Source organism: Arthrobacter sp. MYb214 (genome assembly GCF_002979865.1).
Classification (GTDB): domain Bacteria; phylum Actinomycetota; class Actinomycetes; order Actinomycetales; family Micrococcaceae; genus Glutamicibacter.
The window spans coordinates 1-25861 of record NZ_PCPZ01000005.1 but is presented as its reverse complement, the minus strand read 5'-3'; the positions used below and the strand labels follow the sequence as shown (position 1 = coordinate 25861).

The window sequence follows — 25861 nt, the reverse complement described above, 5'->3', positions numbered from 1 at the left end:
GATTCGAAGACATGCCTGAAGGAGAGAAAATGACACAGCAGACCATCGGCATCCTGGGCGCCGGGAAGATCGGCACGGTCCTGGCCCGCCGCGCCCTGCAGGCCGGCTACAAGGTGCTCATCGCCGGTTCCGGCGACCCCGGCGCCATTGCCCTGACCATTGAGATCCTGACTCCGGGTGCCGTGGCCGTGGATCCGGCAACCGCCGCACGGGAAGCCGACATTGCCATACTGGCCTTGCCTCTGGGAAAGTACCAGAATATTCCGGCTGCCGAGCTTGAAGGCAAGCTGGTTATCGATGCCATGAACTACTGGTGGGAAACCGACGGCATCCGCGAGGACCTTAACGACCCCACGGTGTCCACCAGCAAGTTGATCCAGGAGTTCCTGCCAGGTTCGCGGATCGTCAAGGCCTTCAACCACATGGGCTACCACGACCTCGAGGACGAGTCCCGTCCAGCCGGCGCCGAGCGCCGCAAGGCCATCGCGATCGCCGGTGATCTGGGCGCCGACGTCGATCAGGTAGCACTGATCGTTGATGATTTCGGCTTTGATCCGCTGCCGATCGGCCCTTTGGCTGAAGGCTTGCGCCTGCAGCCGGGCCAGCCTGCTTTCGGCGCGAACAAGCCGCGGGCCGAGCTCGCCGAACTCATCGATGCCGCGCAGGTCCAGGCCTCAGCCTAGCTGCGCGAGCACCTCGTTCAGCGCTTCGGTGGACGAGGGGTGGGTGAAGATCTGGTCGCGCAGTTCAGCGGCAGTCATGTGCTGCCGCATGGCCAATGCCACCAGGTTGACCACCTCCTGGGAGTCCACGTGCATCAGCGCCGCTCCGAGGATCTGGTCGCTGCGCGCATCGATGACGAACTTGATGATGCCCCGCGGGTCGCCCACGATCTTGGGGCGCGGCATCGCGGCGATCTCGGAAACTTTCTTCACCGCGATCTTGGCTTGGAACCCCTGCTGCGCTGCCTGCTCTTGGCTCAAGCCAACGCGAGCCAGCGGCGGAGTGGTGAAGATGGTGTACGGAACAGCAACCCGGTCCTTGGTGCTGCGTGATCCGTCTCCCAGCAACTGGCTGGCCAAGACCCGGTGGTCATCGAGCGAGACATAGGTGAACTGGGGTCCGCCGTTGGCATCGCCCAGGGCATAGATGCCCTCGACATTGGTGGCCAGGAACTCGTCAACCGCGACTTCCCCGCGGGAGCCCGTCTGGACCCCGGCGGCTTCCAGCCCCAGACCGGCAGTATTCGGCACGCGCCCAAGCGCAATCAGCACGGCATCCGCCTGCAGCTGGTGCACCTCGCCCCGACGCTCGTAGCTGACGGTGGCGCCTTGCTCGTCCTGGCTGATCGAACGCACCGAAGCCGAACTGATGATCTCGGCTCCGGCATCTTCCAGGCAGGCCTGGACTTCCCCGGCCACATCCGGGTCTTCCTTGGACAGCGCACGGCTCCCGCGATCCAGCACGGTGACTTTCGATCCGAACTGGGCAAACATCGAGGCGAACTCGATGCCGACATATCCCCCGCCCACCACAGCCAGGGCCTTGGGCAGCTGGGCATGCTGGATCGTTGTGGAGTCATGCACCCGCCCGCCGATCTGCGCTCCTTCGATGTCCGGGATCGCAGGTAGCGCGCCGGTGTTGATGATGATCTTCCCTGCGCTCAGTTCCAGCTCTTCGGAACCGGCACTGACCTTGATGCTTCGAGGCCCGGTGAATGCGGCCTTGCCATTGACCACCAGCACCGACTCCAGGTCGTCGAGCATGGAGAAATTCTTGGCGCGCATCATGGCGGTGAGCTTGTCCCGGCGCTGGACGGCCTCCTGGAAGACCTGCTGGTCGTATCCGGCGCCATCCCGGGATTCGGCATCATGGATCAAGGCCTTGGTCGGCACGCAACCGATATTGATGCAGGTGCCGCCATACATCTGGGAGGACTGCTCGATCACCGCCACCCGCTGTCCTGCCTTGGCCAGGGTACCTGCCAGGGTCTTGCCGCCTTTGCCCCACCCTATGATGATCGCGTCGAGTTGTCCGTCCGCGCTTGCTGAACCCACGATAATCCCCTAGCTGTCGCCGTCTTGTCCTAGCACGAGTCTTGTTCGCGCAGGCCGCTTGCGTCAACCTTTGCCCGGACAGCCCGGAGATGAAAAATGGCGGACCACACCCTTTGCAAGATGCGATCCGCCAGTTACAGGACGCTCACCTGGCTATTGGCCGGCACGGCCACGAGCAGCTGATTCGATGAGGTTATCGCCGGGCAGTGCAGCACCCGAGGCCACTGCCTCGATCCAGGTAGCGGTCGGGGCCACCGCAGCCCAGCTGGAATTCAGCACGGCCATCAGGGTTTCATGCACCTGCTGGGCGGGGATGGAACCGGCAGCGTTGACAATGTCGATCGCGCCGGTAGCATCGGAGAGCACTTCCACGGCGAACCCCAGCGGTTCGGCAGCCGCGGCAGAACCGATCACGCAGTTATTGGTCATGTAGCCCACCAGGGTCAACGTGGTGATTTCACGCTCGCGAAGCCACTCTTCCAGGCCTGTACCCGCGAAGATGCTGGCATAGTTCTTGGAGAATTGGTGCTCTGCAGCTTCCATCCGATCCTGGATCTGCGGGTGCAGGGCATAGGTAGCGGATTCCGGGGCGAAGACGGGGAATCCCTCGGGCGCTTGGTGCTGCACGACAACCACCGGGATCCCGGCCTTTGCCGCTTCGTCCATGGCATTGGCGATGGTGGCTACCGACTGCTCGCGATCCGGGTACTGGATCTGTAGCAGGCCATCAAAGTATTCCTGCTGTGCGTCGATGACGATTAGTGCTCTGCGTGGTGCGGACATAGTGAGTTCCTCTTTCCGATGTGTCGAGATGGCGCCATACGGCACCGGGTGTTTCAGGTTTTATTTAGCCGGCCGGTAGTGCTGGGCCATGAGCTGCACGGTTTGCACCGCTGCGCCAGGGGTGTGGCTGCCAAGGACCATCATCAACTCATCCGCTCCAGTCCACTGCTGCAGCGCTTCCAGGCGCTGGGCCACTTCGGAAGGCGTGCCGGCCAGGGTGCGGTTGGTGTACATGTCAATGATCGCTCGCTCATTGAGCGTGGCCGGATATCCTGCGACCTCCTGGGCGGATAGCAGTGCAAAGGGTTCACGCTTGAACATCCGCAGCATGGCCATCGCCATGGTCGAGGCCTCGGCACGGGCGTATTCTGGATCCTCGGCCGCGATGACGCTTTGGCTGATGAGCACGTACGGACGGTCGAGCACTGCCGAAGGCACGAAGTTCTCGCGGTAGATGCGCAGCGCGGTGTCGATATCGGCATCGCCGAACTGCAAGGCGAAGGCGTAGGGCCGGCCCAGCCGCGCGGCCAGCTGCGCCGAATACGGCGAGGAGCCCAGGATCCACAACGGGGTCTGCGTTTCCGGTGCGGGCAGGCGGTTCTGCTCGTTCTGCCACGGGCCGGGCACTGCATGGACTTCGCTGTAGGGGTGCCCTGCGGGGAAATCATCATTCAGGAATCCCACCAGCTCGGCCAGTTGCTCGTCGAAGGTTTCGTTGGCTCCGGTTCCGCGGCGCAACGCGGCCGCGGTGGCCCCATCGGTTCCTGGCGCGCGCCCGACTCCCAGGTCGATGCGCCCCGGAGCCAGCGCTTCGAGCATGCCGATCTGCTCCGCGACCACCAGCGGCGCATGGTTAGGCAGCATCACTCCGCCCGCGCCCAACCTGATCCGCTGGGTGTCGGCGGTGAGCCGGGCCATCATCAGCAGCGGCGATGCGACGGACAGCGCGGGCATGGCATGGTGCTCGGACATCCAGAAACGGTGATATCCGGATTGATCCGCAGCCTTGGCGATATCGATGGTGTCCTGCAGGCCATCTTGGGCGGTTTGCCCTACACCGGGTCCGCCTCCGGTGTGAACCGACAGGGCGAAGGGAGCGGAGCCGAATCGTGGCACTGGCTGCAAGGTCAATCTCTTTTCTCATGTTATTTCTATTTTTTACCGTGATATAAACACTAGCAGGTGATCACGGTAAAGCAATACTGATACCATGAGGAACATGTCCCAGATGCCCCTTCCCCCGAGCCCCGGAACCGCGCAGCACTGCAGCATTGATCTGGCCAACAGCGAAATCCAGCTGCCTGGCGGCAAGAGCTTCGACGCGCTGGCTAGCCCGGAGGACACCACGCAATGGCTCATCGTGCGGGGTCTCGTGCCCCAGGAAGCAGCGTTGCAAAGCTATTGCCAGAATCGGCTGGTCACCCTTCGCAGCCAGATCAGGAAAGCTTTCCATGCCAGCGCCACGGGCACGCCCGTGGCCCGGGAAGTGCTGCAGGGCATCAACGCCGCACTGCTGGCAGCACCGAGCACCCCATTGCTGCACCATGAGCCGGACAAAGGATTCTTCCGCGCATTGGAACACCCCGCCACGCAATTGACCGAGCACGCCATGTCGCGACTTGCCGAGGACGCCGCAGCACTTCTGAGCAGCGAAGAAGCGGGCCTGCTGGCCCAATGCGAAGCCGAGCCATGCACCCGCTACCTGCTCAAGACCCATGGCCGCCGGCATTGGTGCTCCACGCGTTGCGGTGATCGCGTGCGGGCGGCCCGTTCGTACGCCAAGAAGAAGAGCCAGCAGGATTCTTCTGCCGCCTAGCCCATGGCCTGAGGATTCCCGCCGGCGGCGCAGCCGAGCACCTTGCATGCCGTGGCACGTGCCAAGCAGCATGGAACACTAAAGGCTCCCACCATCCGTAGATGCTGGGAGCCTGAGGAACTGCGGGCGGAACGCCTAGATCTTCTTGACGATGGAAGACTTCAGTTCCATCTGGCCGAAGCCGTCCACCTTGGCGGCGATATCATGGTCGCCAGAGCCTTGGACCAAGCGGATATTGCGCACCTTGGTTCCAGCCTTCAGCGCACTCTGCGCGCCCTTGACCTTCATGGTTTTGGTGATGCTGACGGTATCTCCGTCCTGCAGCTCATTGCCGACAGCATCCTTGATCACTGCTTCGACAGCTTCGACAGCTTCGGCTACTTCGGCCTCAGCGTTCCATTCATGTGCGCACTCTGGGCAGACAAGCAGGGCATCCATTTCGTAGGTGTACTCGCTGGAGCAGTCAGGGCACGGTGGCAAGGTATCAGACATGAAGCTGATTTTAGTGACCGGATATGCCCCATGTCGAATGAATCGGATATCGAATAATCCCCGGAATTCCGCGCTGGAAATGGCACGAACCCCAGGCCTTGAACACTTCCTGCCCTCCAGCTTGAAATTACTTGTTTTCCACGCCGGATATACCCCATACTCAGGCATACAGGCTGGTGCCCACACCGGCCGGGTTAGGGGCACACCATGTCTAAGCACCACAAGTACAAGAGCTACGGTCCGCAGTACACGGTGACGCCAAGGGAAGGGCTCACCCTGGAAATCCTCGCTCAGGCCGAAAAGGCCGGGGCAAAGGCAGGATACGCGATGGCCAAAGAGCAGCTGTACCGGAACATCGGCAACAGCTCTGTGCTCAACGAGCAGGAAACCGACGAATTGCTGGCCGCTGCCGAACGTGCCGGCGCCGCGGCGGCACTCACCGCGGCACGCAAAGTCCTGGATAAGACACTGCGCACCTCGTTCAAGCACTACCACCACTCAACGGCGCAGGGGCCCGCGCAGCAGCTTGCCCCGCAGCCATTTGCTCCTGCGCAGACGCGCAGCTACTCGGAAACCTACGAGGAGCCCTTGGCCCAGCACACCCCCGCCTTGGGATATCTGGATCCGTCAAGGGAAAAGGTGGATCAGCACATTCTGACCATCACCCGGGTAGAACAGCTGAACGACCAGATGGTGCGCATCATCGCTGGCGCCCCCGATCTGGATGGCTACCGTTCCAACGGGGCGATTGATGAATACGTGAAAGTCTTTGCCGCTGACCCCGCCCTCGGATTAGAGCCTCCCTATGATCTGCGCGCCTTGCGGCAGCGCCTGCCCCGCGACCAGGTTCCGCGTTCCAAGTCGTACACGATACGTTGGATCAACGCGGTTGTGCCGGAAATTGCGATCGACTTCGTAGTTCATGGGGAGCCTGGGACTGTTGGCCATTGGGCCGGGACAGCGCAGCCCGGGGACCCACTGGTTATTTCCCCCTCACGGAGCAAGTCATCATTGTCGCTGAATGCCGACTACTACGTGCTGGCCGCGGATGAAGCAGGCATCCCGGCGATCTGCAAAGCCCTCGAAGCATTGCCCTCGGATGCGCGCGGTCTAGCGTTGCTCGAAGTTGCCGATCAGAACGCAATGTTTGACGTGAAACATCCTCCAGGCGTTGATTTACGCTGGCTGCCGCGTGACGGCGTTCCGGCGGGCCGCAGCTCACTGCTGGCCGATGAGCTCCGTTCCTTGCCGCTGCCCCCTCTGCGGCTTGGGCTAATCGCTCATGCCGAGCGTTCCACGGTTAAAGAGATCAGCCAAGTTGCGCGGCACTGGCACCTCGACAAGCGTTCCTCCCACATTTCCTCTTACTGGACCCTGCGCGAGGGGAGATTACGCCGCTAAAAGCTGGATCAGAGTGATCCGCAGCATCACAACGGCACGCACAGGGACAAGCTCTTTAACTCCGGATAACCTTGGAAGCATCGCATCCGCACTGGTTATCCGAGGAGTGTCCATGGCTCAGCCCGATAGCACCAGCAATTTCGCGCGCTTTCTCGGCGGTGTTTTGCTGATTGCCCTCGGACTCGTCCTGATGCTCAACTCGGCGAGCGCGGTCCGGCTGATCATTTGGCTGCTGGGCGCTGGCCTGTTGATTGCGGGCCTGGTGCGCCTTGCCGAGGCTCAACAGGACTCCGTTCGCCGCTGGCCAGTGATGCTTTCGGGCGGCCTGCTGGTGCTCAGCGGGGTCGCCCTCCCGCTCTGGCATCGCGCCAGCTTGCCGGTCCTGGCTTTGGCGACTTCACTGGTTCTTCTCCTGGGCGGAGTGCTCAGACTGGCAGCGGTGCTCCGCGGGCAGCGGCAGTATCCCTTCCGCGGCGCTCTCACAGCACTTGCCGGTGTCTTTGGCGCGGCTCTGGTGATGTTTTGGCCCAGGCTTTCCTTGTGGGTGCTCGGCGTCGCTTTCGGCGGCTGGTTATTCCTTTTGGGAGTCCACTGCTTGTGGTCTTTTCTCCGGCCTCGCCTTCCGGCAATTCCTGGCTGGCTCCGCACTGCGCGTAGCGCTAGCCTGACAGGATTGAGCGCCATTGGCCTCGTCGCCGTGCTCGCGCTCGGAACGATCACCGCTTTTCTGCATAGCCAAAGCGATACGGCCGCCGCGGATGATTTCTATTTGCCGCCAGCTAGCGTTCCTGCTGCCCATGGCCAGTTGCTGCGCGCGGAACCGCTGGCCAAGAGCACTCCGCCGAACACTCTCGCCTGGCGAATTCTGTATACGACGCAAGGTCACGATGGCTCTCCTGCAATAGCTTCGGGCGTGGTGACCGTGGCCGAGTCCGCCACGGGAACCCTACCTGTCATCTCATGGGCCAATGGGACCAAGGGCGTCATGTCCCAGTGCGCGCTGTCCATGGGACCGAATCCTTATGATGATGGTCCAGCTGCTGCCCGTGAAACCATGTTGGCTGGCGGATGGGCAGTAGTCGCTACCGATTACGTCGGCTTGGGCACCGCCGGCCCTCATCCCTATTTGATTCCGGCTGCCGAGGCGTACGCGGTGCTTGACGCGACTCTTGCTGCAGGTCAGCTGCAAGACCTGCATTCACGAGGAGTCCGGCTAGGACAGTCCAGCGTAGTGTGGGGCCATTCCCAGGGCGGGCATGCGGCTCTGGCTACGGCTGAAGCCGCCGGGGACTACGCTCCGAACCTGGAGATTCTCGGCATCGCCGCCATGGCCCCGGCAACCAACCTTCCGGAATTGGCCGAGTCGGTTGCTGATACCGCGGCGGGAAAAATCATTTCCAGCTACATTGCCGCCAGCTGGAACCAGCTGTATCCGGATCTGGGCATCGACGAGCGGTTGACGACCCGTTCTCGCATGGCGGTAAACCAGCTATCCCAGAATTGCTTTTCCGGTACGGGCGCGCTGACCGGGTTGGCCCAGGCCAGCCAGCTCTTCGAACCGATTCTCAGTTCCGAGGCTCTCGACGGCCAGCTGCACTCGGTGCTGAAACGCAATTCGTCCATCGTTCCGGCGGGCTACCCGGCGTTCATTGCCCAGGGCGCTGCTGATTCATTGGTCTTGCCCTCGATGCAGCGCGAGTTCTTCAGAAGTTCTTGCACCCCGGATGCCCAGATTGGTTACCTCGAGTACTCCGGACTGGACCACATGCCGCTCGTCGGGGCAGACTCGGCACTCAATGAAGATCTTGTCGCCTTCACCCACTCGCTGCTTGAGGGGAAGCCAGCTTTCCCTGAAGGCTCCACCCTGTGCAGGAAATAACCGTTTGCGATGCCACTCTGATTCCTTTTGTTCTTGTATCAGCGCACGGGCCCGTGTCTGTGGAACATAAAATAGGTTCGGAAAGACTTCCAGTAATTCATTGCCGTTCAATGCCGCCTAGCCATTTTCTGGCCGTCGGCCCAGGAGAATCCTAGTGCGTCCCAGCTTGTCCCGAATCGCAGTTGCCTTGTGCCTTGGCATCTTGGCCTTTTCCCTTGGCTCTTGCGCGGCGTTACCTGACGAGCAAGGGAGAGATGCGGGCACCGCGGCATTTGAAGCCGGGCATTGGCCACGCACCTTGACTGATTCAATGCATGACCCCATACGGATCCCGGCAAAACCTGAACGTATCGTCTCGACCTCGGTAGGACTCACGGGTTCACTGCTGGCCCTGGACGCGCCGGTCATTGCCAGCGCAACGGCGCCGGCGGGGCCTGATACCGATGGCGACGGTTTCTTCAAGCATTGGGCTGATGTTGCCTCGGACCGCAAAGTTGATCCGCTCTACGAGATCGGGAAGTTCGATCTGGAAGAAATCGAGGACCAGAAACCCGACCTCATCATCGTGGCGGCAACAGGAGCAGACTCCGAAGTCGACAACGTAGGTGCGCTGAGGAAGATTGCACCAACCATTGTCGTGGACTACGCAGATAAGGACTGGAACGAACTTTCAAAGTTGCTCGGGGAAGCCACTGGTACCGAAGAACGAGCACAGCAGAACTCTGCAGCCATTAACGAACGGGTTTCAGCACTGAGAAGCATGCTGGCAATCCCATCCGGAACCACGGCTTCAATCATTTCCTACGCAGCCCATGGCATATCCCCGATCGCTAAAACCACCGGGCCGCATGCGCAGCTGTTCAGAGGACTCGGCTTCACGGTGGTATCCACGCCAAAGAAGTTCGACACTTCCACACAGCCAAGGGAAGATTTCAGTTTCGTCAGCTACAGGGATCTGCCAGCAACGCTCACTGGAGATGCCACCTTCCTCTTGGCCGCAAACAAGAAAGCGACCACGGCATTTACCTCGGATGAATCACTAGCCCAGCTGCCATCGGTGCAGAGCGGCAGCGTCTTCCCGCTCACCACTGCCCACCTTCTGGACTACTACGCAACCCAGAAGATCTTGGACTATTTCGAACACGATTTTCCAGGTCTGGGCTCTTCTGAGCTCGAGTAGCAGCATTCCTTGAAGCCGGTACATCCGACCTCACGCCACAACACGGATCATGGACGGCTAAATGGTCCGCTCCACTGCCTATAGTTCAAGTCAGAGCATCTTCTAGCTCAAGCACCAGCCACCTTAGGAGTAGTACTACCGCATGCGTTCGCTGCGTCGCACCTTATCTTTGTTCGCCCTCCTGTCCACCCTGGCTCTGAGCTCGTGCTCTTCATTGGAGACCATTGAGTTCCCGCCCCTTCCTGATGCCCAAGCCGCACCGACGCCAAGCACCGCAGAACAACGTGATATCTACGCAGAATCCCTTGAACTGCTCAATGAAGTTACGGTCAAAGGCCGCGCACCAAAAACCGGCTACGACAGAGCGGAATTCGGCAAGGGATGGAAAGATCCGGACCGCAATGGATGCGATGCGCGCAACGACATCCTCTCGCGCGATTTGGTGGACGTGACATATAAACCGGCCACGCGACCCTGCGTTGTATTGAGCGGAACGTTCGATGATCCCTACACGGGCAAGACCATCGAATTCAAGCGCGGCCAAGGCACCAGCACCTCCGTGCAAATCGACCATGTTGTCGCCCTGTCCGATTCCTGGCAAAAGGGCGCGCAGCGCTGGGATGCCGAGACCCGCTTGGAATTTGCCAATGACCCGCTGAACCTGCTGGCTTCCGATGGCCCCACTAATGCTTCCAAAGGCGACAAGGACGCGGCATCATGGTTGCCACCAAACAAGAGCTTCCGTTGCACTTACGTCTCGCGGCAGACCCAGGTAAAAGCCAAATACGACGTTTGGATGACCACGGCAGAGCACACCGCGATCGGGAACATCCTCAAATCCTGCATCTAGCAGTCAGGCAGCTTCGCCGGGCCTCATAGCCGTACGCAGGGCATCGCACGGAAACATCCACCTTAAGGCTTATCGTCAAATCGATGGACTTGTGGCAAAATGGATATTATTCAACACGTTAGCGATTATGTTCTGCGATGGCTTGGCCTGATCCTCTACTGCAAGGGCGCATGATGAAGAGACGAATCCCCGGAGTCCTCCTACTGGTTTCCAGCGTGTGCATCTTCAGTTTTGCACTGACCACCACGCAGCGCGAGGCAGCCACTGCCTGCTGGGTCGTCTCCACCCTCATGTTCATTGGAGCAGCCATGCTGCTGCTGAGTGCGATCCTTGGAACTTCCACCGTCACCGCAGGTGACCCGCGGCATAAGCGTCAGCAATAACTGCATACTCCTCTAATCAGAAGCAACCTCTTGGCCTATGGCTGGGAGGTTGCTTCTGTTGAATAACCGACAGTACTTGTACTTCTGCACCTAAATTTAACGCCAAAGCATCGACAGGTTCATTCAGATGCGATAGACATATGTCTTGTCACACTCGTCACTTTTAGGAGTACCCATGCCTGCATTCAGGCAGATAAGAAAACTCGGTCTCGCTTCGCTGGCAACGATTTCGCTGGCCGCCACCGGTGCCGCAACAGCTCAGGCTACATCCACGCAGAGTGCTTCCCTGTCGCCAGCTGCGGGTACTGAAGCCGTCACCATTGATCTAGTTGGCATCAATGACTTCCATGGCCGCATTTCTGCTGACAGAAGCTCTGCCGGCGCTGCTGTGCTGTCCGGTGCTGTAGATGGAATGCGTGCAGAAAACGAAAACACCCTATTCGTCTCCGCCGGCGATAACATCGGCGCCTCAACCTTCGCTTCCGCCTCGCAGGATGACGAACCAACCATCGCTGCCCTGGGTGCTGGCGGCCTGGATGTCTCGGCAGTAGGCAACCACGAGTTCGACAAGGGATTCGCGGACCTGACCGGACGCGTCATCGACAGCTACGCCGATTCCAGCGGTGTCAACGGCGCAGACTTCGCACTGGGCGCCAATGTCTATGAAAAGGGCACCACGGCTCCTGCCCTCCAGGAATACGCGATCCGCGAGATCTCCGGTATTTCCGTGGGCTTCATTGGCACCGTTACCGAAGACATGCCTTCACTGGTTTCCCCAGCTGGCATCGCCGACCTGGATTTCGGCAGCGAACTGGAAGCAGCGAACCGTGTAGCTGAGCAGCTCTCCGATGGCGATGAAGCGAACGGCGAGGCAGATGTAGTGGTGCTGCTGACCCACAACGGTTCCGCTGGCGATCAGTGCGCAGATATTGCCGAAGAAGACAGCGCCTATGGCGAGCTCGTTCGCGAGGCCAGCAACGAGATCGACGCGATCTTCTCGGGCCACACCCACCAGTCCTACGACTGCGAAATCGCGGGCCGCCCGGTGATCCAGTCCCACCAGTACGGCACCACTTTGGGCAAGGTTTCCTTGCAGGTAGATCCTGAGACTGGCGAAGTCACCGAGGCCGCTACCGAGCGCATCGCCTTGGCAACCGAGGGCGCTGACGGCGAATGGGTGGGCAACTTTGATGCCAATGCCGAGGTCGCAGAAATCGTTAGCGCCGCTGAAGCGGAAGCTGAAGTGGTCGGCAGCGTGAAGATCGGCGCCATCTCTGAAGACATCCTTCGTGGTGGAGAAGAACCCGGCCAGGACCGAGGCGTTGAATCCACCCTGGGCAACACCGTAGCCGACATCCACCTATGGGCTACCTCTAATGAGGATTTCGCCAGCGAACCAGCCGAGATCGCATTCATGAACCCAGGCGGCCTGCGTGCCGACCTGCTCTACGGCCAAGATGGCACAGTGTCCTACAAGGCCGCAGCCGAGGTCCAGCCATTCGCCAACACCCTGATCACTTTCAACCTCACCGGGGCGCAGATCCGCGAGGCCTTGGAGCAGCAGTGGCAGCCTGCAGGATCGGAACGCAACAAGCTGCATCTGGGTATTTCCGAGGGTCTCGCCTACACCTACGTCGAGGACGCTGCCCAGGGCGAGCACATCAAGGACATCACCTTCAAGGGCGAGCCACTGGACGAGGAAGCAACCTTCCGTGTCGCAGCCAATGCATTCCTGGCTACCGGTGGCGATAACTTCGCCGCGTTTGCCGCCGGCACCGATCATGCTGACTCCGGCCAGATCGATTTGGACGCCACCGTGAACTACTTCAAGGCACATGACGTTGTTGAGCCGGCTCCGCTGGGCCGCGCGGTCCTGCAAGAGCCTGTTGCGCCAACGCAGTCGCCGGATCCTTCGGATGAGCCAACCGGGGATCCAACTGATTCGCCGGAACCATCTGAGGATGCAACCGACGACGCGACCGAAGAACCTACCAGTTCGCCAGAGCCAACTGGGGACGCGACCCGGTCCCCTGACTCGTCTGGCGAGCCTAAGGATGAGCAGAAGGATGATTCCCAGAACCGGGACTCCGAAGACCTAGCTGCTACCGGATTCGGCACCAGCTGGATCGGCATCGTCGCCGGTGTCGTTGTCCTGGCAGGCATCGCCTTGGTACTGATACGCCGCTTCGGCAACAAGGCCGGACGCTAGAGCCCAAGGGCAAAGATAAAGGCAAAGGGAAGAACCAAGAGGTTCTTCCCTTTGCCTTTGTCCCAATAACTTAGTCGATGACCAGTTCGCCCATGGAATCCCAGCCTTCGCCGTCTACCTTGCGGGAAACGATCTTCGGGGTGGAGACCAGGTGTGGTCGCATGGACTCAAGACCGGCTGCGAAGTGGGCGGAGTTCACGTGGTTTGCCGCGGCTTCGTCATCGCGGAAGGCCTCAACCAGGACGAATTCGTTGGGGTCTTCGACGCTCACGGACCAATCGAAGAAGATGTTGCCCTCTTCGGCGCGGGTTGCCGCGGTGAATTCAGCGACATGGCCCATGAAGTTCGGGGTGGATTCTGGCTTTACTTGGTATTTAACAACGATGAAGTACATGTCTCTAGTCTAGGGTTCCCTTGTTAATTGCGCCTTGCAAACGAATGTATTCTTTATCCCTTTGGGGCATGCCGTCGACCACTAAATCGTATGAATCCTCGATGAGCTCGCCCATCAGTTGCGGGTCGAGTCCTGCACGAACCGAATTCCAGTGCTTCTTATTCATGTGATAGCCCGCGGTGATCTGCGGATGCTCGCTGCGCTGCTGGTCTGCCAGAGCCGGTTCGCATTTCAGGTTCAGCACTAATTCGCCTTGCAGGTGCATGAGCAGCCCAAATATTTTGCCTTTGCCCGGATCACTGCCCGCCACCTTGAATACGGTGCTGTCAGGGCCGAAGGGGTAATCGGCGTAAGCGCACGGCATGCGCAGGCACAGCTGCGCCCACGCATTTTCCAATTCTTCTTGCCCAGCTGTTGTTGCCATCAATGCCTCACTAGCGAAATGGGTACTCGATCTTGGGGCAGGTATCCATTACTACGTCCAGTCCCGCATCCTTGGCCCGTCGGGCGGCAGCTTCGTCAATGACGCCCAGCTGCAACCACACCGCCTGCGCTCCTACGGCAATGGCTTGGTCAACGATGTCTCCCACCTTGGAAGAGTTCACGAAGCAATCCACCACGTCAATGGGGCCTGGAATGCCAGCAAGCTTCGCGAAGCCCGGTTCGCCCATTACAATTTCCGCGCCTAACGACACGGGAATAATCTGCATCGACAGTTCATCACGCAGGAAACGGGCGATGGACGGAGCTACGCGAGCTGGGTTGTTGGTCAGCCCGACAACCGCCCAGCGTCCAGGCGTGCTCAACAGCCTGCGGATTGTTGCCGAATTATTTACGTGCTGCGTGTCCATGCACGACACCATACCGCGTTGCTGGCACTTTTGGCGTCCAGGTACTGAAGTACGTCCAATTGGCAGGAACCGCTCACACCGCTGGCCTTCCAAGCGTTCGGAATTCACTGCTGCAGCTGAACCGCTTTCCCAGTGGCTGCCGCGCTGTTCTGCGAGAACGCCCCGCGGTGCTTCGCCGCCGGATGATGCGCGGGCAGGTAATCGCCACGGCCAAAGACCTTCTGGCGCAGGCTGCCCTCTGCATATCCACTTTGGGCCAGGCCACGGCGGCGCAGTTCGGGCAGCACTCCGTCAATGAAGTTGTCGTAGGAGCCGGGAAGAACATGATTCATCACGTTCAGGCCATCGATACCAGCATCCTGCCAGCGTTCGAGCTCATTGACAATTTGTTCCGGGGTCCCCGAAATCTGCTGTGCCTTGGCGCGGTAGTAGGCCAAGTCGCGCAGGGTCGGATTGCCGCCGGGCACCGAAGCCCGGGCTGCTTCAAGTACTCCCTGCGCACCCTCGGTCTGGATCTGGCCGATCGGGGTATCCAGGTCCAGTCCGCCCAGATCCACTCCGATACCGCCGCCGATGTGCGCGATGATGGCGTCCAAGTCCAGGTACTCGTCGTATTCAGCTTCCAATGCCTTGGCTTCAGCTTCGGTGGAACCAACGAGGAAGGACAAGCCGGCAAAGACCTTGATGTCATCGCGGCCGCGTCCGGCAGCAGCCAGGTGCTCGATCAGCTGGGCATTCTTCTTCGCCACGTACTGTGCGTGCGGGGCAAAGAGGAAGGTCGCCTCGGCGTGAGTGGCCGCGAACTGCGAACCGCGTGCCGACGAACCCGCCTGGAACAGGAACGGGGTGCGCTGGGCACTTGGCAGTGCCAGGTGCGGACCGTCAATGGAGTAGTAGTCGCCGCGGTGGTTGATTTTGTTGACCTTGGCCGGATCTGCGTAGATTCCGGAAATCTTGTCGGCCAGCAAGGCATCCTCTTCCCAGGAGCCCTCCCACAGCTTGTAGGCGGCGTCCACGTATTCTTCGGCCCAACCGTAGCGGTCATCATGCCCGACCAGTTCTTTCCCGCCGAAATTGCGGTGCGCATTTTCCAGTACGCTGGTGACGATATTCCAGGCCACACGCCCCTGCGAGAGATGATCCAGGGTGGAGATCTGCCGGGCAAACTGGAATGGATGGGATTGGATGACCGAGCTGGTCATCGCCAGGCCGATGTCCTTGGTGCTGGCGGCCAATGCCGAAAGCAGGACCAGCGGATCATGGCTGGGGACCTGCAGTCCCTTTCGTACGTGCGATGCCCAACCACCCTCATGCTCGCCGTAAAGGCCAACCACGTCAGCGAAGAACAGCGAATCGAACTTTGCCTCTTCCAGCTTCTTGGCCAGGTCAACCCATAGGCCCAGTTCATGGAACCGATGCTGCTGCGCTTCGGGGTGGCGCCACATTCCGCCAAGGATGTGGCTGGAGGTGTTCATCAAGAAGGCCGAAAGCAGCAAGCGCGGGCGTTCGTTGAAAGTACCCATGATTATTTTCCTGCCTTTGCTTCGCCGATCGAGTTCAAACCAGTAGGAATGGTGCCGTTGATGAAGTAGTCCCCCACCGAGCGTGCCTTGAAGGCCACCGGATTGTGGGTGGCCACCGTGCGGGCATTGCGCCAGAAGCGGTCCAGCGACTTGGAGGTCGAAATCGCCGAGGCCCCGGTGACGTCGAAGAGCTCGCTGGTGGCGTCCAGGACCAGCTTCGGCGTGGCCACGTGGGCTTGCTGGACGGCAAGCTCTGCGCGCAGGTAGGCCGCTTGCGGGTCCAAGCCCAGATCCTCGTCGAGCGCCGAATCCAGTTCCCGGGCTGCGGTGACCACGATGCTCTCTGCAGCGAAGACATTGGCCGCCAAACGGCCGACAAGTTCCTGGATCTGCGCGTCATCCTTGAACAGCGCGCCGGAGCCGGTGTTGAAGGTTCGCGTGCGGTTGGCAACGATGCCTGCTGCGGCATTGCGGGCCCCCTTGCCGATACCTGCCAGTACGGCGAGCAGGCACAGCTGGAAGAAGGCAGGTTCGAGGGTGGAAGCTATCTTGCGCTGAATGATATTGGCTTCTTCCACCGCAACGTCAGTGAATATCGCGGTGCCGGTACCGGTCAGCGGCTGGCCGAAGCCATCCCAGTCGTCAAGGATCTCCACGCCCTCGGCATGGCGATCGACGATGGCGTATTGGCGCCCCTCAATCCCGTCGGTGGTCGCCATGACCACTACCCAATCGGCGAAGATCGAGCCAGTGGTGTAGTACTTCTCGCCGCGCAGCACCCAGCCTTGCCCGGTCTGGACCAGCTTGGTATTGGTGGTGCCAAGGGCATTGCCGCCACGCTCGGTCGCGGCGTTGCCGAAGATTTCCCCGGCAAGCACCCGCGGGAACCAGCGGTCCTGGAACTCTGCCGGCTGCAGGGAGATGGTTTCGACGAAGGAGAAGTGGCTGCGCAGCAGGTGCGCTACATTCGAGTCCGCCGCGGCCAGCTCGATCAGCAAGCGGAACAGATGCTCGTGGCTGATAGGCGAACCGCCATGGCTTTCTGGCACACGCAGCGTGGTGAAACCGGCATCCTTGAGCCACTGCACCTGCTCGAACGGCAGGATGCGCTGCTGCTCGCGTTCACAGCTTCCTTCAGCAATTCTGGCAAAGACCGCTTGGAATCGCTCCAGAAGTTCCTGGTAGCGGCTTTCGATTGCGGGCGCGGCGATCATCGTCATGGGTTCTCCCTGCAGAACGTCGATACTTTGAGTAAAGGAGTCGGAAAATGTGGAGCCCCACAACGCCGAAGTTCAGCGTCGTGGGGCCAAGGGCCTACTTATTCCAGGTGGCGAAGTCCGCTTCGAGATCGCGGTCCCAAGGAGTGCCCAACGCACCGTCGAGGTAGCTCGCGTACCATTCGCGCACCTCATCGGAGTGGTAGGCCTCTTCCAGCGCCTTGCCCTTTTCGGTGTCCGTAAACCCTGGCTTTGCGCCGATGATGTTGATGTACGGGAGCGCTTCTTCTTCCTCTTCAAAGAGCAGTGCGTCCTTCGGGTTCAGTCCGATCTCGGCGCCGAGCCGGGCGAAAAGGAACCCGGCATCCACGTCAGGCAGGGTCTTTGAGAGCGACTGCTGATCTACCTCAACGAACTTGAAGCCCTTGGGGTTCTCCAGGATGTCGTTCTGCGACAAGTGAATCACGCTCTTGCCCTCAGCTACCTTCAGGACACCGGCCTTATCCAACAGGGCCAGCGCGCGTCCGTTGTTGGCGGTATCCACAGGCAGTGCGATGGTCGCACCGTTGGGCAGGTCCTTGATGTCGTCGTATTTCTTCGAGTACACGCCGGCAGGCGAGCTGTACATGTAGAAGGCCGGCTCCACGTCGACGTTCTGATCCTTCTTGAACTGTTCCAGGTAAGCGCCGTGCTGGAAGAAGTTGGCATCGTATTCGCCATTGGACACCACGTGGTTCGGCTGCACGATGTCGGTGACATAGGTAGCCTCCAGAGTCCAGCCCTTTTCGGCCAGCAGCTTCTGTGCGATTTTGGTTGGTTCCTGCGATGGGGCCGATTCGGTGACAATAACCTTGATGGTCTTGTCACCGGTGCCGGCGGCCTGTCCACCTGCCAGGCCGCAAGAAGCCAGCGCGAGGAGTGCGGCGGAGCCGGCGGTGAAAGTTAAGAAGGTGCGGCGAGAGAATGCCATGGTGTTGTCCTTTGCTGAAATGCGAGTTGAGCGGGTTTTGTGTTTAGCGCTTGTCAGCGGCGCGCGATAGCCGAGTTCCGACGAACTGAACTGCATGCACCAGCAGGATCATCAACACGATGGCTAGCAGCATGACTCCGGTTTCATAGCGGTAGTAGCCGTAGCGGATTGCGAAGTCGCCGATACCGCCTCCGCCGACCAGTCCGGCCATGGCCGAATACGAGATGAAGCTGACGGTCATGATGGTGATGGAAGACAGCAGTGCAGGCTTGGCTTCGATCAGCAGCACTTCACGGATGATCTGTCCCCGTGTGGCGCCCATGGCCTGCGCTGCTTCGACAACGCCATTGCCAAGTTGGCTGATGTTCTGCTCCACGAACCGGGCGAAATAGGGGATCGCGTTGATGGTCAGCGGAACGATAACCGCCGCGGTGCCAATGGTAGTTCCCACAACGAATCGGGTGAACGGGATGATGGCGATCAGCAGGATGAGGAATGGGAAGGAACGGATTGTATTGACCAGCCCGTCAACGATTCGGTGCAGTCGCGGACGTGGGCGCAAACCGTTGGGAGACATCGAGTAAAGCCAAATGCCCAGCGGGGTTCCCAGGAGAATCGCGATCGGGATGGAAACCAGCAGCATCGCAAAGGTCTGCGCCATGGCGACCCAGATTTCCGGGGCAAGTTCGATGATGCGGTCAAAACTGAAAGCTGCTGCGTTGCCGTTGCTCGTGGCTAGCACTACTGACGTGAAATTCATTGGTAATCCAGGTTCTCTATACGCGGGCTACGGTGGCAGCGACGGCTTGGTCCTGCTTTGGCTGGCGGTTAAGCGTGAGTTCGTCACTGATCAGGTAGCGGCCGATTGGCGTCACTGGTTCAAAGCCTGGTTCTCGCAACGAACTCAGGGCGAACTCTTCAACTACCGCTCCGTCTTCCATGACCGAAACCTTGTCGGCAATGGCCTTAATAACGTTCATCTCGTGGGTGACGATGACTGTGGTGATGCCAAGGCTGGCGTTGATGTCACTGAGGTATTGCAGCACCGACGTTGTCGTTCTAGGATCCACGGCACTGGTTGGCTCATCGCACAGCAGGACCTTGGGCTCGGTGACCAGCGCGCGGGCAATGGCGATGCGCTGTTTCTGGCCGCCCGAAAGCTGTCCTGGATAGGCGGCAGCCTTGTCAGCGAGGTCCACTATGGACAGCGCTTCCAGCGCACGTTCACGGCGTTGCTTTTTCGGAACACCAGCGAACTTCAGATTCAGCTCGACGTTCTGTTGCGCGGTGCGATTGTTCAGCAGGTTGAAGTGCTGGAAGATCATCCCGATCTCATGACGCTGCTTTCGCAGGTCTCCTTCACTGAGCCCGGTCAGTTCGACGCCATCCACGATGACCTGGCCCGACGTGGGACGCTGCAGCAAATTGATATTGCGCAATAGCGTTGACTTTCCCGCACCGGAAAATCCGATAATTCCATGGATGGTTCCGGCCTGGATTTCCAGCGAGACATCCTTGACGGCCGTGAATTGATCTTGGCCCTTGCCGAAGGCGGTCGTTACGTTTTCAAGACGAATCATCATCGCTCCCTTGGTGCTTGGTTATGCGGAGCGCACTTCGCGAAAATCATCTGCGTTCCACAGATTTTCCGTCGCGAAGTGAAAGTACTCCATCGGTTCTGGCTGTAGCACCGCTCCCTCTCGGGTGGTTGCTGCGACGTCGTTGAGCCAGATCTCTCAGTCGCTCTGGATGGTGTGCGTTCGGTTGTACGAGCCGAACAATTCAAGTCTGGAGTCCACGCCCGCAGGCCGGCAAACGTTACTTCAATCGGCGTCATCAAGTCATAGTCCGGACGGATCCACGCTGAAATCACGCAATAATCCACGTAGCAATCTGACATATTTCGCTACTTTTCCCTTCTATGACGGAACCTTTGGAGTTCTGCCCCGCTCGCTGGCTTGCCCCCAGCAATCATGGGTGGGGAATTCGGCGATGCCTTCGATGGTTGTAGTGGATTGCAGACCAACGAGAGGACCTCATGAAGATCGCAATTACCGGTGCCACCGGACAGCTTGGAAATCTAGTCATCGACGCATTGCTGGCTCGTGGGGCGAATGCAGCTGATCTGGTTGCCATTGGCCGCTCCGAGCAGAAGCTGGAACCGCTGGCGGGCAAGGGCTTGGAAACCCGCGTTGCCGATTACAACGCCCAGCCAACTCTGGTGTCCGCACTCGAAGGCGTAGATAAGCTGCTGCTGATTTCGGCCAGCGAGGTGGGCCAGCGCGTTGCCCAGCATGAGAACGTCATCAGCGCCGCCAGGCACGTGGATGTCCCGCTGATCGCCTACACCTCCATTGCCAACGCCCTGACCGGCGGCATGAAGCTCGCCGACGAGCACATCGCTACCGAGCGCCTGCTTGCCGGATCCGGCATCGACTACGTGCTGTTGCGCAATGGGTGGTACATCGAGAACTACACCGACCAGCTGATGGGCTACCTCAACAGCGGCATGGTGCTCGGTGCCGCGGGCGAGGGCAAAATCAGCGCTGCCGCCCGTGCCGATTATGCGGATGCCGCTGCGGCCGTGCTGCTATCCGATGAGGACCAGAACGGCAGGATCTACGAGCTGGGCAGCGACAAGCCATTCACCCTCGCCCAGCTTGCTGGCGCTGTTGGCGCTGCCGCCGGCCAGGACATCGCCTACCAGGAAATGGATCCCGAACAGCTGGAAAAGATCTACGCTGATGCTGGAGTCCCCGGACCATTCGCGCATATCCTCGTCGATACCGACGTGCGCATTCGCGAAGGAGCGCTGGAGGTGAACTCCGGGGAGCTGGCCAAGCTGATCGGCCGGACCCCAGCCTCCTTGGGCAAAGTCATCAAGGACAACCTGAACAAGTAGCCCATTCGCAATCGGTTTCCAGCGGGCAGGCATTCGCGGCGATCGAGGCCGTGGTGCCTGCCCGCTGCTTCAAAGCGTCATAACCAAGAATATTTGTGCGACCAGGGCGAAATTGCCGCGCAAACCCATAGTGCCGCGTGTCACAACCGTGCGGCGAGTTCCCGCTCCCGTAATTTTGGGCATACTTCATCCCCACCTCCAGAGGAGATCAAAGTATGTCACGAGCACGTTTAAGGTCAGTTGCCTGCGCGGCAGCCCTCGCCTTGTGCCTGGGAGCTTTCTCGGCCTTCCCGGCGAGCGCGGAACCACGACACACCCAGAAGGACCCGACTGCTGTCGGAACTGGTGGCGCTGTCTCTTCGGTAGACCCGGAGGCCACCGCTGCCGGCATCGAAGTCCTGCGCAAGGGAGGCAACGCCGTCGATGCGGCCGTGGCAACCGCAGCAGCACTCGGCGTCACCGAACCATATAGCGCAGGCATTGGCGGTGGCGGATACTTCCTCTACTACGATGCGAAGTCGGGCAAGGTCAGCACCATCGACGGCCGCGAAACCGCACCGGCAGGCATTGCGCATGATGCATTCATCGATCCTGAAACCGGCGAGCCGTATAACTTCACCCCGGAACTGGTCACCAGTGGCGTGTCCGTGGGCGTGCCCGGGACCTTGGCCACGTGGCAGCGCGCACTGGATAATTGGGGTTCGCAGAACCTGAAACAGGTTCTGCGGCCGGCGACCCAGATCGCTTCACGCGGCTTTGTCATTGATGAGACGTTCCGTGAACAGACCCTGGATAACAAGGAACGATTCGCCGCGTTCACCTCCACGAGCGAATTGTTCTTGCCCGGCGGAGATGCCCCGGAAGTCGGGAGCATTTTCAAGAATCCGGATCTCGCACACACCTACCGGATGCTGGCCAAGCAAGGCCTCCAGGGATTCTATGAGGGCGAATTGGCTGCCGAAATCGCCCTAACGGTGCAGGCTCCGCCAAAGAGCGAAGACACCGCCCTCCCGGTTCCCGCAGGGCAGCTGGGCACTGCCGACCTGGCCGGCTACGAAGTGGTGGAGCAGGCACCAACTAAGGTGGACTACCGGGGCTATGACGTCTTCGGCATGGCTCCTTCGTCCAGTGGCGGAACGACCATCGGCGAATCGCTGAACATTCTGGGCGAGTTCGATTTGCCAGCTATGGAAGCACCCGATGCCTTGCATCATTATTTCGAGGCAACTGCGCTCGCCTACGCTGATCGCGGCAAGTACGTCGGCGACCCCGCTTTCACCAACGTCCCGACCCAGACGCTGACGGACAAATTATTCGGTACGGATCGTGCTTGCGCCATTGATCCGGAGCAGGCTGCAACGAAGCCGGTCGCTCCGGGCGACCTTGAAAACTATGATGGCCAATGCCCCGCTGCCACCAGCGAACCGGTAGAAGAGCAGGATACGGAAAACATCTCCACCACCCATTTGTCGGTCGTGGATCGTTGGGGCAATGCCGTTTCCTACACTTTGACCATCGAACAGACCGGTGGCTCGGGCATGGTGGTTCCCGATCGCGGATTCTTGCTGAACAACGAGCTGACCGATTTCTCCACGGTGTACGACCCGCAGGATCCGAACCGCATTGAACCTGGCAAGCGCCCACGTTCCTCGATGGCTCCAACCATTGTCTTGCAGGACGGCGATCCGGTGCTGGCCATCGGTTCCCCCGGCGGTTCAACCATCATCACCACGGTTCTGCAGACCCTGGTGAACCGCATCGACCTGGGCATGAGCATCAGCGAAGCCATCGCCGCTCCGCGTGCTTCCCAGCGCAATACGGCCGCTGTCACCGCGGAACCGGAGTTTATCGAAGCCCACGGTTCCGCGCTCGAAGCCTTCGGCCACAAGCTCACGCCAGCTGGCGATTCCTTCACTCCGCAGGCGGAAATCGGAGCGGTTGAAGCGGTGGAAATCGCTGCCGATGGCACGCTCACCGCAGCGGCCGAGCCCACGAGGCGCGGCGGCGGTTCAGCCATGGTGCTGAAGCCAACCGAATAGGCCCGCAGGCAGATGGCGGCCCCGGCGACTTCTTCCGAAGTTGCCGGGGCCGCCATTTGCTGCGCTATCAGGCTATGCGTCTAGGCCTGCGCAGCCATCCGGTTGGCGATCTTGTACTGGGCTGCGCGGTGGGTGTCCTTCACGCGGTCTCCCTCGCCGAACAGCTTGTGGCGCAGCGAGCCCTCGGCGTATTCGGTCTTGTAGACCCCGCGCGCCTGCAGCTCGGGAACCACGTACTCGACGATGTCCTCGAAGGTGCCCGGAGTGACAGCATAGGCGAGGTTGAAGCCGTCCACGTCGGTGTACTCCACCCAGTCGATGAGCTTCTCGGCTACCTCGGCGCCGGAACCGACGGAGACCGGGCCGAATCCGCCCACGCCGATCCATTCGGCCAGCTGGCGGATGGTCCACGGCTTGCCGGTATCGCCGCTGGCCTTCTTGAAGGTTTCCACCGAGGACTGGATGGCGTTGGACTTCACGTCGTCGCCGATGACATCGTCGGGGCCGTAGACGGACATGTCGATGCCGGTCCAGCCGGACAGCAGTGCCAGCGACCCCTCGATATCCACGTAGGAGCTGTAGTCCTGGAACTTCGCCTGGGCCAGTTCGGTGGTTTCGGCGGTAATGATGGTCTGCATGGCGAAGACCTTGATGTCGTAGCGGCCACGCCCGGCGGCCTCGGCAGCGTCACGGATCTTGCTGACCGCTTCCTTCAGCAGGTCGCGGGTGGGGCAATTGACGAAGATCGCTTCGGCGTTCGACGCGGCGAACTCGGTGCCGCGCTTGGAGGCGCCGGCCTGGTAGATCACCGGGGTGCGCTGGGTGGACGGCTCGGTGATGGCGATGCCCGGAACCTTGAAGTACTTGCCTTCGTGCTCGATCGGGTGCACCTTGGCCGGGTCGGTGTAGACGCCGGTGGCCTTGTCATTCTGCACCGCGTCGTCTTCCCACGAGCCTTCGAGCAGCTTGTAGACCACCTCGAGGTACTCATCGGCGTGGTTGTAGCGCTCGTCGTGCTCCATCTGGTCTTCCTGGCCCATATTGCGGGCCGCCGATGGCAGGTAGCCGGTGACGACGTTCCAGCCCACGCGGCCGTTGGTCAGGTGGTCCAGGGTGGCCAGGCGGCGGGCGAAAGCGTACGGGTGCTCATAGGCGGTGCCCGCGGTGACGCCGAAGCCGAGGTTCTCGGTCACGGCGGCCATGGCGGAAACCAGCATCATCGGGTCGTTGACCGGTGCCTGGGCGCCGGAGCCCAGCGGGGTGACGTTGGTGCCCTTGTACACGTCGTAGGTGCCCAGCACGTCGGCGAGGAACAGTCCGTCGAACTTCCCCTTTTCCAGCACCTTGGCCAGGTGCGTCCAGTAGCCCAGGGTGTTGTAGGTCGAGGCCTTGTCCTGCGGATGGCGCCACAGGCCCGGCGACTGGTGCACCACGCAGTTCATGTCGAATGCGTTGAATAGGATCTCGCGCTTGTTCTCGCTCATGGCTTTGCCCCCATAGGTTGGTAATCGTGGAAAGTTGCTGGTGTGCGTCGCAGGCCCTCAGGCCCGCTGGGTCGAATCTTCGCCGGTGACGGACAGCCGCTGCGGCTGGACCCCGTTGATCTCGTAGTCCCCGACGATGCGCGCCTTGTAGATCGCCGGGTTATGGGTGGCGATGGTGCGCGCATTGCGCCAATGCCGGTCCAGGTTGCAGCCGCTTCTGGTGGAAGAGGCTCCCAGTGCGTCGAAGAGCTTGCTGGTCACGCCGATGGCCAGTGGCTGCACCACGGTTTGCGCGCGGTTGGCGGCCAGCTCGCATACGGCGTAGCGTTCCTCGTCGTTCAGTCCCGGATCGCCCAGGGCGGCTTCAACTTCAAGGACTGCGCCGATCACCACGGAGTCGGCAGCGAAGGACTCCGCGGAAACTTCGCCCACCAGCTGGAGGACCTGGGGTTCCTGGTATACCGGCACCCCGGTTCCAGTGGTGAAGATGCGGGTGCGCGCCTGCACCGCGTGACGCAGGTCGTTCAATGCGGCGCGGGCGATGCCCGCCTGCACGGCCATGAGAACCAGCTGGAAGATCGCCGCTTCGGAGTCATTGGTCTGCTGCGGCATGAAGCAATCCACCGGGACCTGGTGGAATTCGGTGGTGCCGGTTCCGGTGAGGCCCTGGCCGAACCCATCCCAGTCGTCGAGGATCTTGACGCCGCTGCGCTGGGTGGAGACCACGGCGATCTGGCGGCCGGCGAGCTCCGGGTGGGCCACGGCAACGGTGGTCCAGTCGGCAAAAATGGTGCCGGTGCAGTAGTACTTTTCACCGTCGATCACCCAGCGCCCGTCCACGGTGCTGGCCTTGGTGTTCAAGGTGCCCAGGGCGTTGCCACCGCGTTCGGTGTAGGCGTTGCCAATAATCTGCCCGGCAGCGATGCGAGCGACCCACTTCTTGCGCAGCTCTTCGTCGTCCAGCGCCAAGACGTTCTCGACGAATGCGATATGCGCACGCCACAGCTGGCCAACGTGGGAGTCCGCCTCGGACAGCTCGATGAGCAGGCGGAAGACATCCACCAGCCGTGCGCCGTAGCCCCCGTCGGCAACGGAAAGGCGCAGCGCACCGAAGCGCTCGCGATTCAGCAGGCCTACCTGCTCGAAAGGAAGCACGCGGTTCAAGTCGCGGTCCTTGGCGGTTGCGGCGATCTGCGCAAAAACGGGACGGAAGATTTCCGCCAGCCGGTCGTATTGCTCATCCGCACTTGGTCCGGGGGTAATTTTCAGCAATTGCCTAGTCGGCAACTGTTCTTCAAACTTGTCCAGGTCCATTGCGGTGGCCTGCGAAGGGTCACTGAGCTGGTTGAAGTCCAGTCCGAGGGCATTGTGCGATTCACCAATAGGCATCAGGGTTCTCAATTCTTTCCATCGGTCCTGGCGGTAGCACCG

At 60.6% G+C, this 25861-nt stretch carries 24 protein-coding genes and 1 riboswitch; of the genes, 10 read left to right on the top strand and 14 right to left on the bottom strand.

Translation table 11 applies throughout. The features are described 5' to 3' along the window. Positions 1-11: 11 nt before the first annotated feature. Positions 12-683 (top strand): NADPH-dependent F420 reductase, encoded by a 672-nt coding sequence (locus CQ012_RS12925; RefSeq protein WP_105662393.1) that lies wholly within the window; start codon positions 12-14, stop codon positions 681-683. Here CQ012_RS12925 and CQ012_RS12920 read toward each other — a convergent pair. The 3 genes from CQ012_RS12920 to CQ012_RS12910 all read right to left on the bottom strand — a co-directional run bounded on the left by CQ012_RS12920 (position 675) and on the right by CQ012_RS12910 (position 3971). After that, on the bottom strand, positions 675-2057 hold the full coding sequence (locus CQ012_RS12920) for an FAD-dependent oxidoreductase (RefSeq protein WP_105662392.1): 1383 nt from the start codon (positions 2055-2057) through the stop codon (positions 675-677). The genes CQ012_RS12925 and CQ012_RS12920 overlap by 9 nt on opposite strands. Positions 2058-2210: 153 nt before the next feature. Next, positions 2211-2840 (bottom strand): cysteine hydrolase family protein, encoded by a 630-nt coding sequence (locus CQ012_RS12915; RefSeq protein WP_105662391.1) that lies wholly within the window; start codon positions 2838-2840, stop codon positions 2211-2213. 60 nt (positions 2841-2900) lie between these two features. Further along, positions 2901-3971 (bottom strand): LLM class flavin-dependent oxidoreductase, encoded by a 1071-nt coding sequence (locus CQ012_RS12910; protein WP_286134251.1) that lies wholly within the window; start codon positions 3969-3971, stop codon positions 2901-2903. A gap of 88 nt (positions 3972-4059) precedes the next feature. Here CQ012_RS12910 and CQ012_RS12905 point away from each other — a divergent pair, with 88 nt between their 5' ends. Next, positions 4060-4656: a CGNR zinc finger domain-containing protein gene (locus CQ012_RS12905; protein WP_105657972.1), complete on the top strand. Its 597-nt coding sequence runs from the start codon at positions 4060-4062 to the stop codon at positions 4654-4656. A 135-nt stretch (positions 4657-4791) separates the two neighbouring features. Here the strand turns inward: CQ012_RS12905 and CQ012_RS12900 are convergent, their stop codons facing one another. Further along, entirely contained in the window at positions 4792-5148 is a 357-nt protein-coding gene (locus CQ012_RS12900; protein WP_105658014.1) for a zinc ribbon domain-containing protein YjdM, read from the bottom strand. A 207-nt stretch (positions 5149-5355) separates the two neighbouring features. Here CQ012_RS12900 and CQ012_RS12895 point away from each other — a divergent pair, with 207 nt between their 5' ends. From CQ012_RS12895 to CQ012_RS12870, 6 genes are all read left to right on the top strand, one after another. Beyond that, entirely contained in the window at positions 5356-6549 is a 1194-nt protein-coding gene (locus CQ012_RS12895) for a siderophore-interacting protein (protein ID WP_105657971.1), read from the top strand. Between the two features lie 112 nt (positions 6550-6661). After that, positions 6662-8428, top strand: a complete 1767-nt coding sequence (locus CQ012_RS12890) for a lipase family protein (RefSeq protein ID WP_181149077.1) — start codon at positions 6662-6664, stop codon at positions 8426-8428. Between the two features lie 154 nt (positions 8429-8582). Beyond that, positions 8583-9608: a Fe2+-enterobactin ABC transporter substrate-binding protein gene (gene fepB / locus CQ012_RS12885; RefSeq protein WP_286134250.1), complete on the top strand. Its 1026-nt coding sequence runs from the start codon at positions 8583-8585 to the stop codon at positions 9606-9608. A 142-nt stretch (positions 9609-9750) separates the two neighbouring features. Next, the gene (locus CQ012_RS12880) at positions 9751-10458 is read left to right on the top strand and encodes an HNH endonuclease family protein (protein ID WP_105657968.1); all 708 of its coding nucleotides are present in this window, start codon (positions 9751-9753) and stop codon (positions 10456-10458) included. A gap of 170 nt (positions 10459-10628) precedes the next feature. Beyond that, on the top strand, positions 10629-10841 hold the full coding sequence (locus tag CQ012_RS12875) for a hypothetical protein (protein WP_105662389.1): 213 nt from the start codon (positions 10629-10631) through the stop codon (positions 10839-10841). Positions 10842-11016: 175 nt separating this feature from the next. Beyond that, positions 11017-13050, top strand: coding sequence for a bifunctional metallophosphatase/5'-nucleotidase (locus tag CQ012_RS12870; RefSeq protein ID WP_105662388.1), 2034 nt, complete (start codon positions 11017-11019; stop codon positions 13048-13050). Positions 13051-13120: 70 nt separating this feature from the next. On the opposite strand, the gene CQ012_RS12865 is transcribed toward CQ012_RS12870, so the two are convergent. The 8 genes from CQ012_RS12865 to CQ012_RS12830 form a co-directional block, all read right to left on the bottom strand. After that, on the bottom strand, positions 13121-13444 hold the full coding sequence (locus tag CQ012_RS12865) for a putative quinol monooxygenase (RefSeq protein WP_105657965.1): 324 nt from the start codon (positions 13442-13444) through the stop codon (positions 13121-13123). Positions 13445-13448: 4 nt separating this feature from the next. Further along, positions 13449-13868, bottom strand: coding sequence for an MmcQ/YjbR family DNA-binding protein (locus tag CQ012_RS12860; RefSeq protein WP_105657964.1), 420 nt, complete (start codon positions 13866-13868; stop codon positions 13449-13451). Positions 13869-13878: 10 nt separating this feature from the next. Then, positions 13879-14295 carry a CoA-binding protein gene (locus tag CQ012_RS12855; RefSeq protein WP_105662509.1) on the bottom strand — a complete coding sequence of 139 codons (417 nt, stop codon included), beginning with the start codon at positions 14293-14295 and terminating at the stop codon, positions 13879-13881. 104 nt (positions 14296-14399) lie between these two features. After that, positions 14400-15818 carry an NtaA/DmoA family FMN-dependent monooxygenase gene (locus CQ012_RS12850; RefSeq protein ID WP_105662387.1) on the bottom strand — a complete coding sequence of 473 codons (1419 nt, stop codon included), beginning with the start codon at positions 15816-15818 and terminating at the stop codon, positions 14400-14402. Positions 15819-15820: 2 nt separating this feature from the next. Next, positions 15821-17038 carry an acyl-CoA dehydrogenase family protein gene (locus CQ012_RS12845; protein WP_105657962.1) on the bottom strand — a complete coding sequence of 406 codons (1218 nt, stop codon included), beginning with the start codon at positions 17036-17038 and terminating at the stop codon, positions 15821-15823. Positions 17039-17132: 94 nt separating this feature from the next. Continuing rightward, on the bottom strand, positions 17133-18005 hold the full coding sequence (locus CQ012_RS12840) for a MetQ/NlpA family ABC transporter substrate-binding protein (RefSeq protein WP_105657961.1): 873 nt from the start codon (positions 18003-18005) through the stop codon (positions 17133-17135). A 43-nt stretch (positions 18006-18048) separates the two neighbouring features. Then, positions 18049-18765 (bottom strand): methionine ABC transporter permease, encoded by a 717-nt coding sequence (locus CQ012_RS12835; RefSeq protein ID WP_105657960.1) that lies wholly within the window; start codon positions 18763-18765, stop codon positions 18049-18051. A gap of 16 nt (positions 18766-18781) precedes the next feature. Further along, positions 18782-19588 (bottom strand): methionine ABC transporter ATP-binding protein, encoded by an 807-nt coding sequence (locus tag CQ012_RS12830; protein ID WP_286134248.1) that lies wholly within the window; start codon positions 19586-19588, stop codon positions 18782-18784. Positions 19589-19671: 83 nt separating this feature from the next. Continuing rightward, a riboswitch (SAM riboswitch) is annotated at positions 19672-19761 on the bottom strand. Between the two features lie 282 nt (positions 19762-20043). Between CQ012_RS12830 and CQ012_RS12825 the strand changes: the two genes are divergently transcribed. After that, positions 20044-20907: an NAD(P)H-binding protein gene (locus CQ012_RS12825; protein ID WP_105657959.1), complete on the top strand. Its 864-nt coding sequence runs from the start codon at positions 20044-20046 to the stop codon at positions 20905-20907. A gap of 215 nt (positions 20908-21122) precedes the next feature. Further along, complete coding sequence (gene ggt, locus CQ012_RS12820; protein ID WP_105662386.1) at positions 21123-22946, top strand: gamma-glutamyltransferase; 1824 nt, start codon at positions 21123-21125, stop codon at positions 22944-22946. Positions 22947-23026: 80 nt separating this feature from the next. On the opposite strand, the gene CQ012_RS12815 is transcribed toward ggt, so the two are convergent. Continuing rightward, a complete protein-coding gene (locus tag CQ012_RS12815) occupies positions 23027-24430 on the bottom strand; it encodes an LLM class flavin-dependent oxidoreductase (protein ID WP_105662385.1) in 1404 nt (467 codons plus the stop codon). 57 nt (positions 24431-24487) lie between these two features. Beyond that, on the bottom strand, positions 24488-25861 hold a 1374-nt coding region (locus tag CQ012_RS12810; RefSeq protein ID WP_353616151.1), incomplete at its 5' end, for an acyl-CoA dehydrogenase family protein.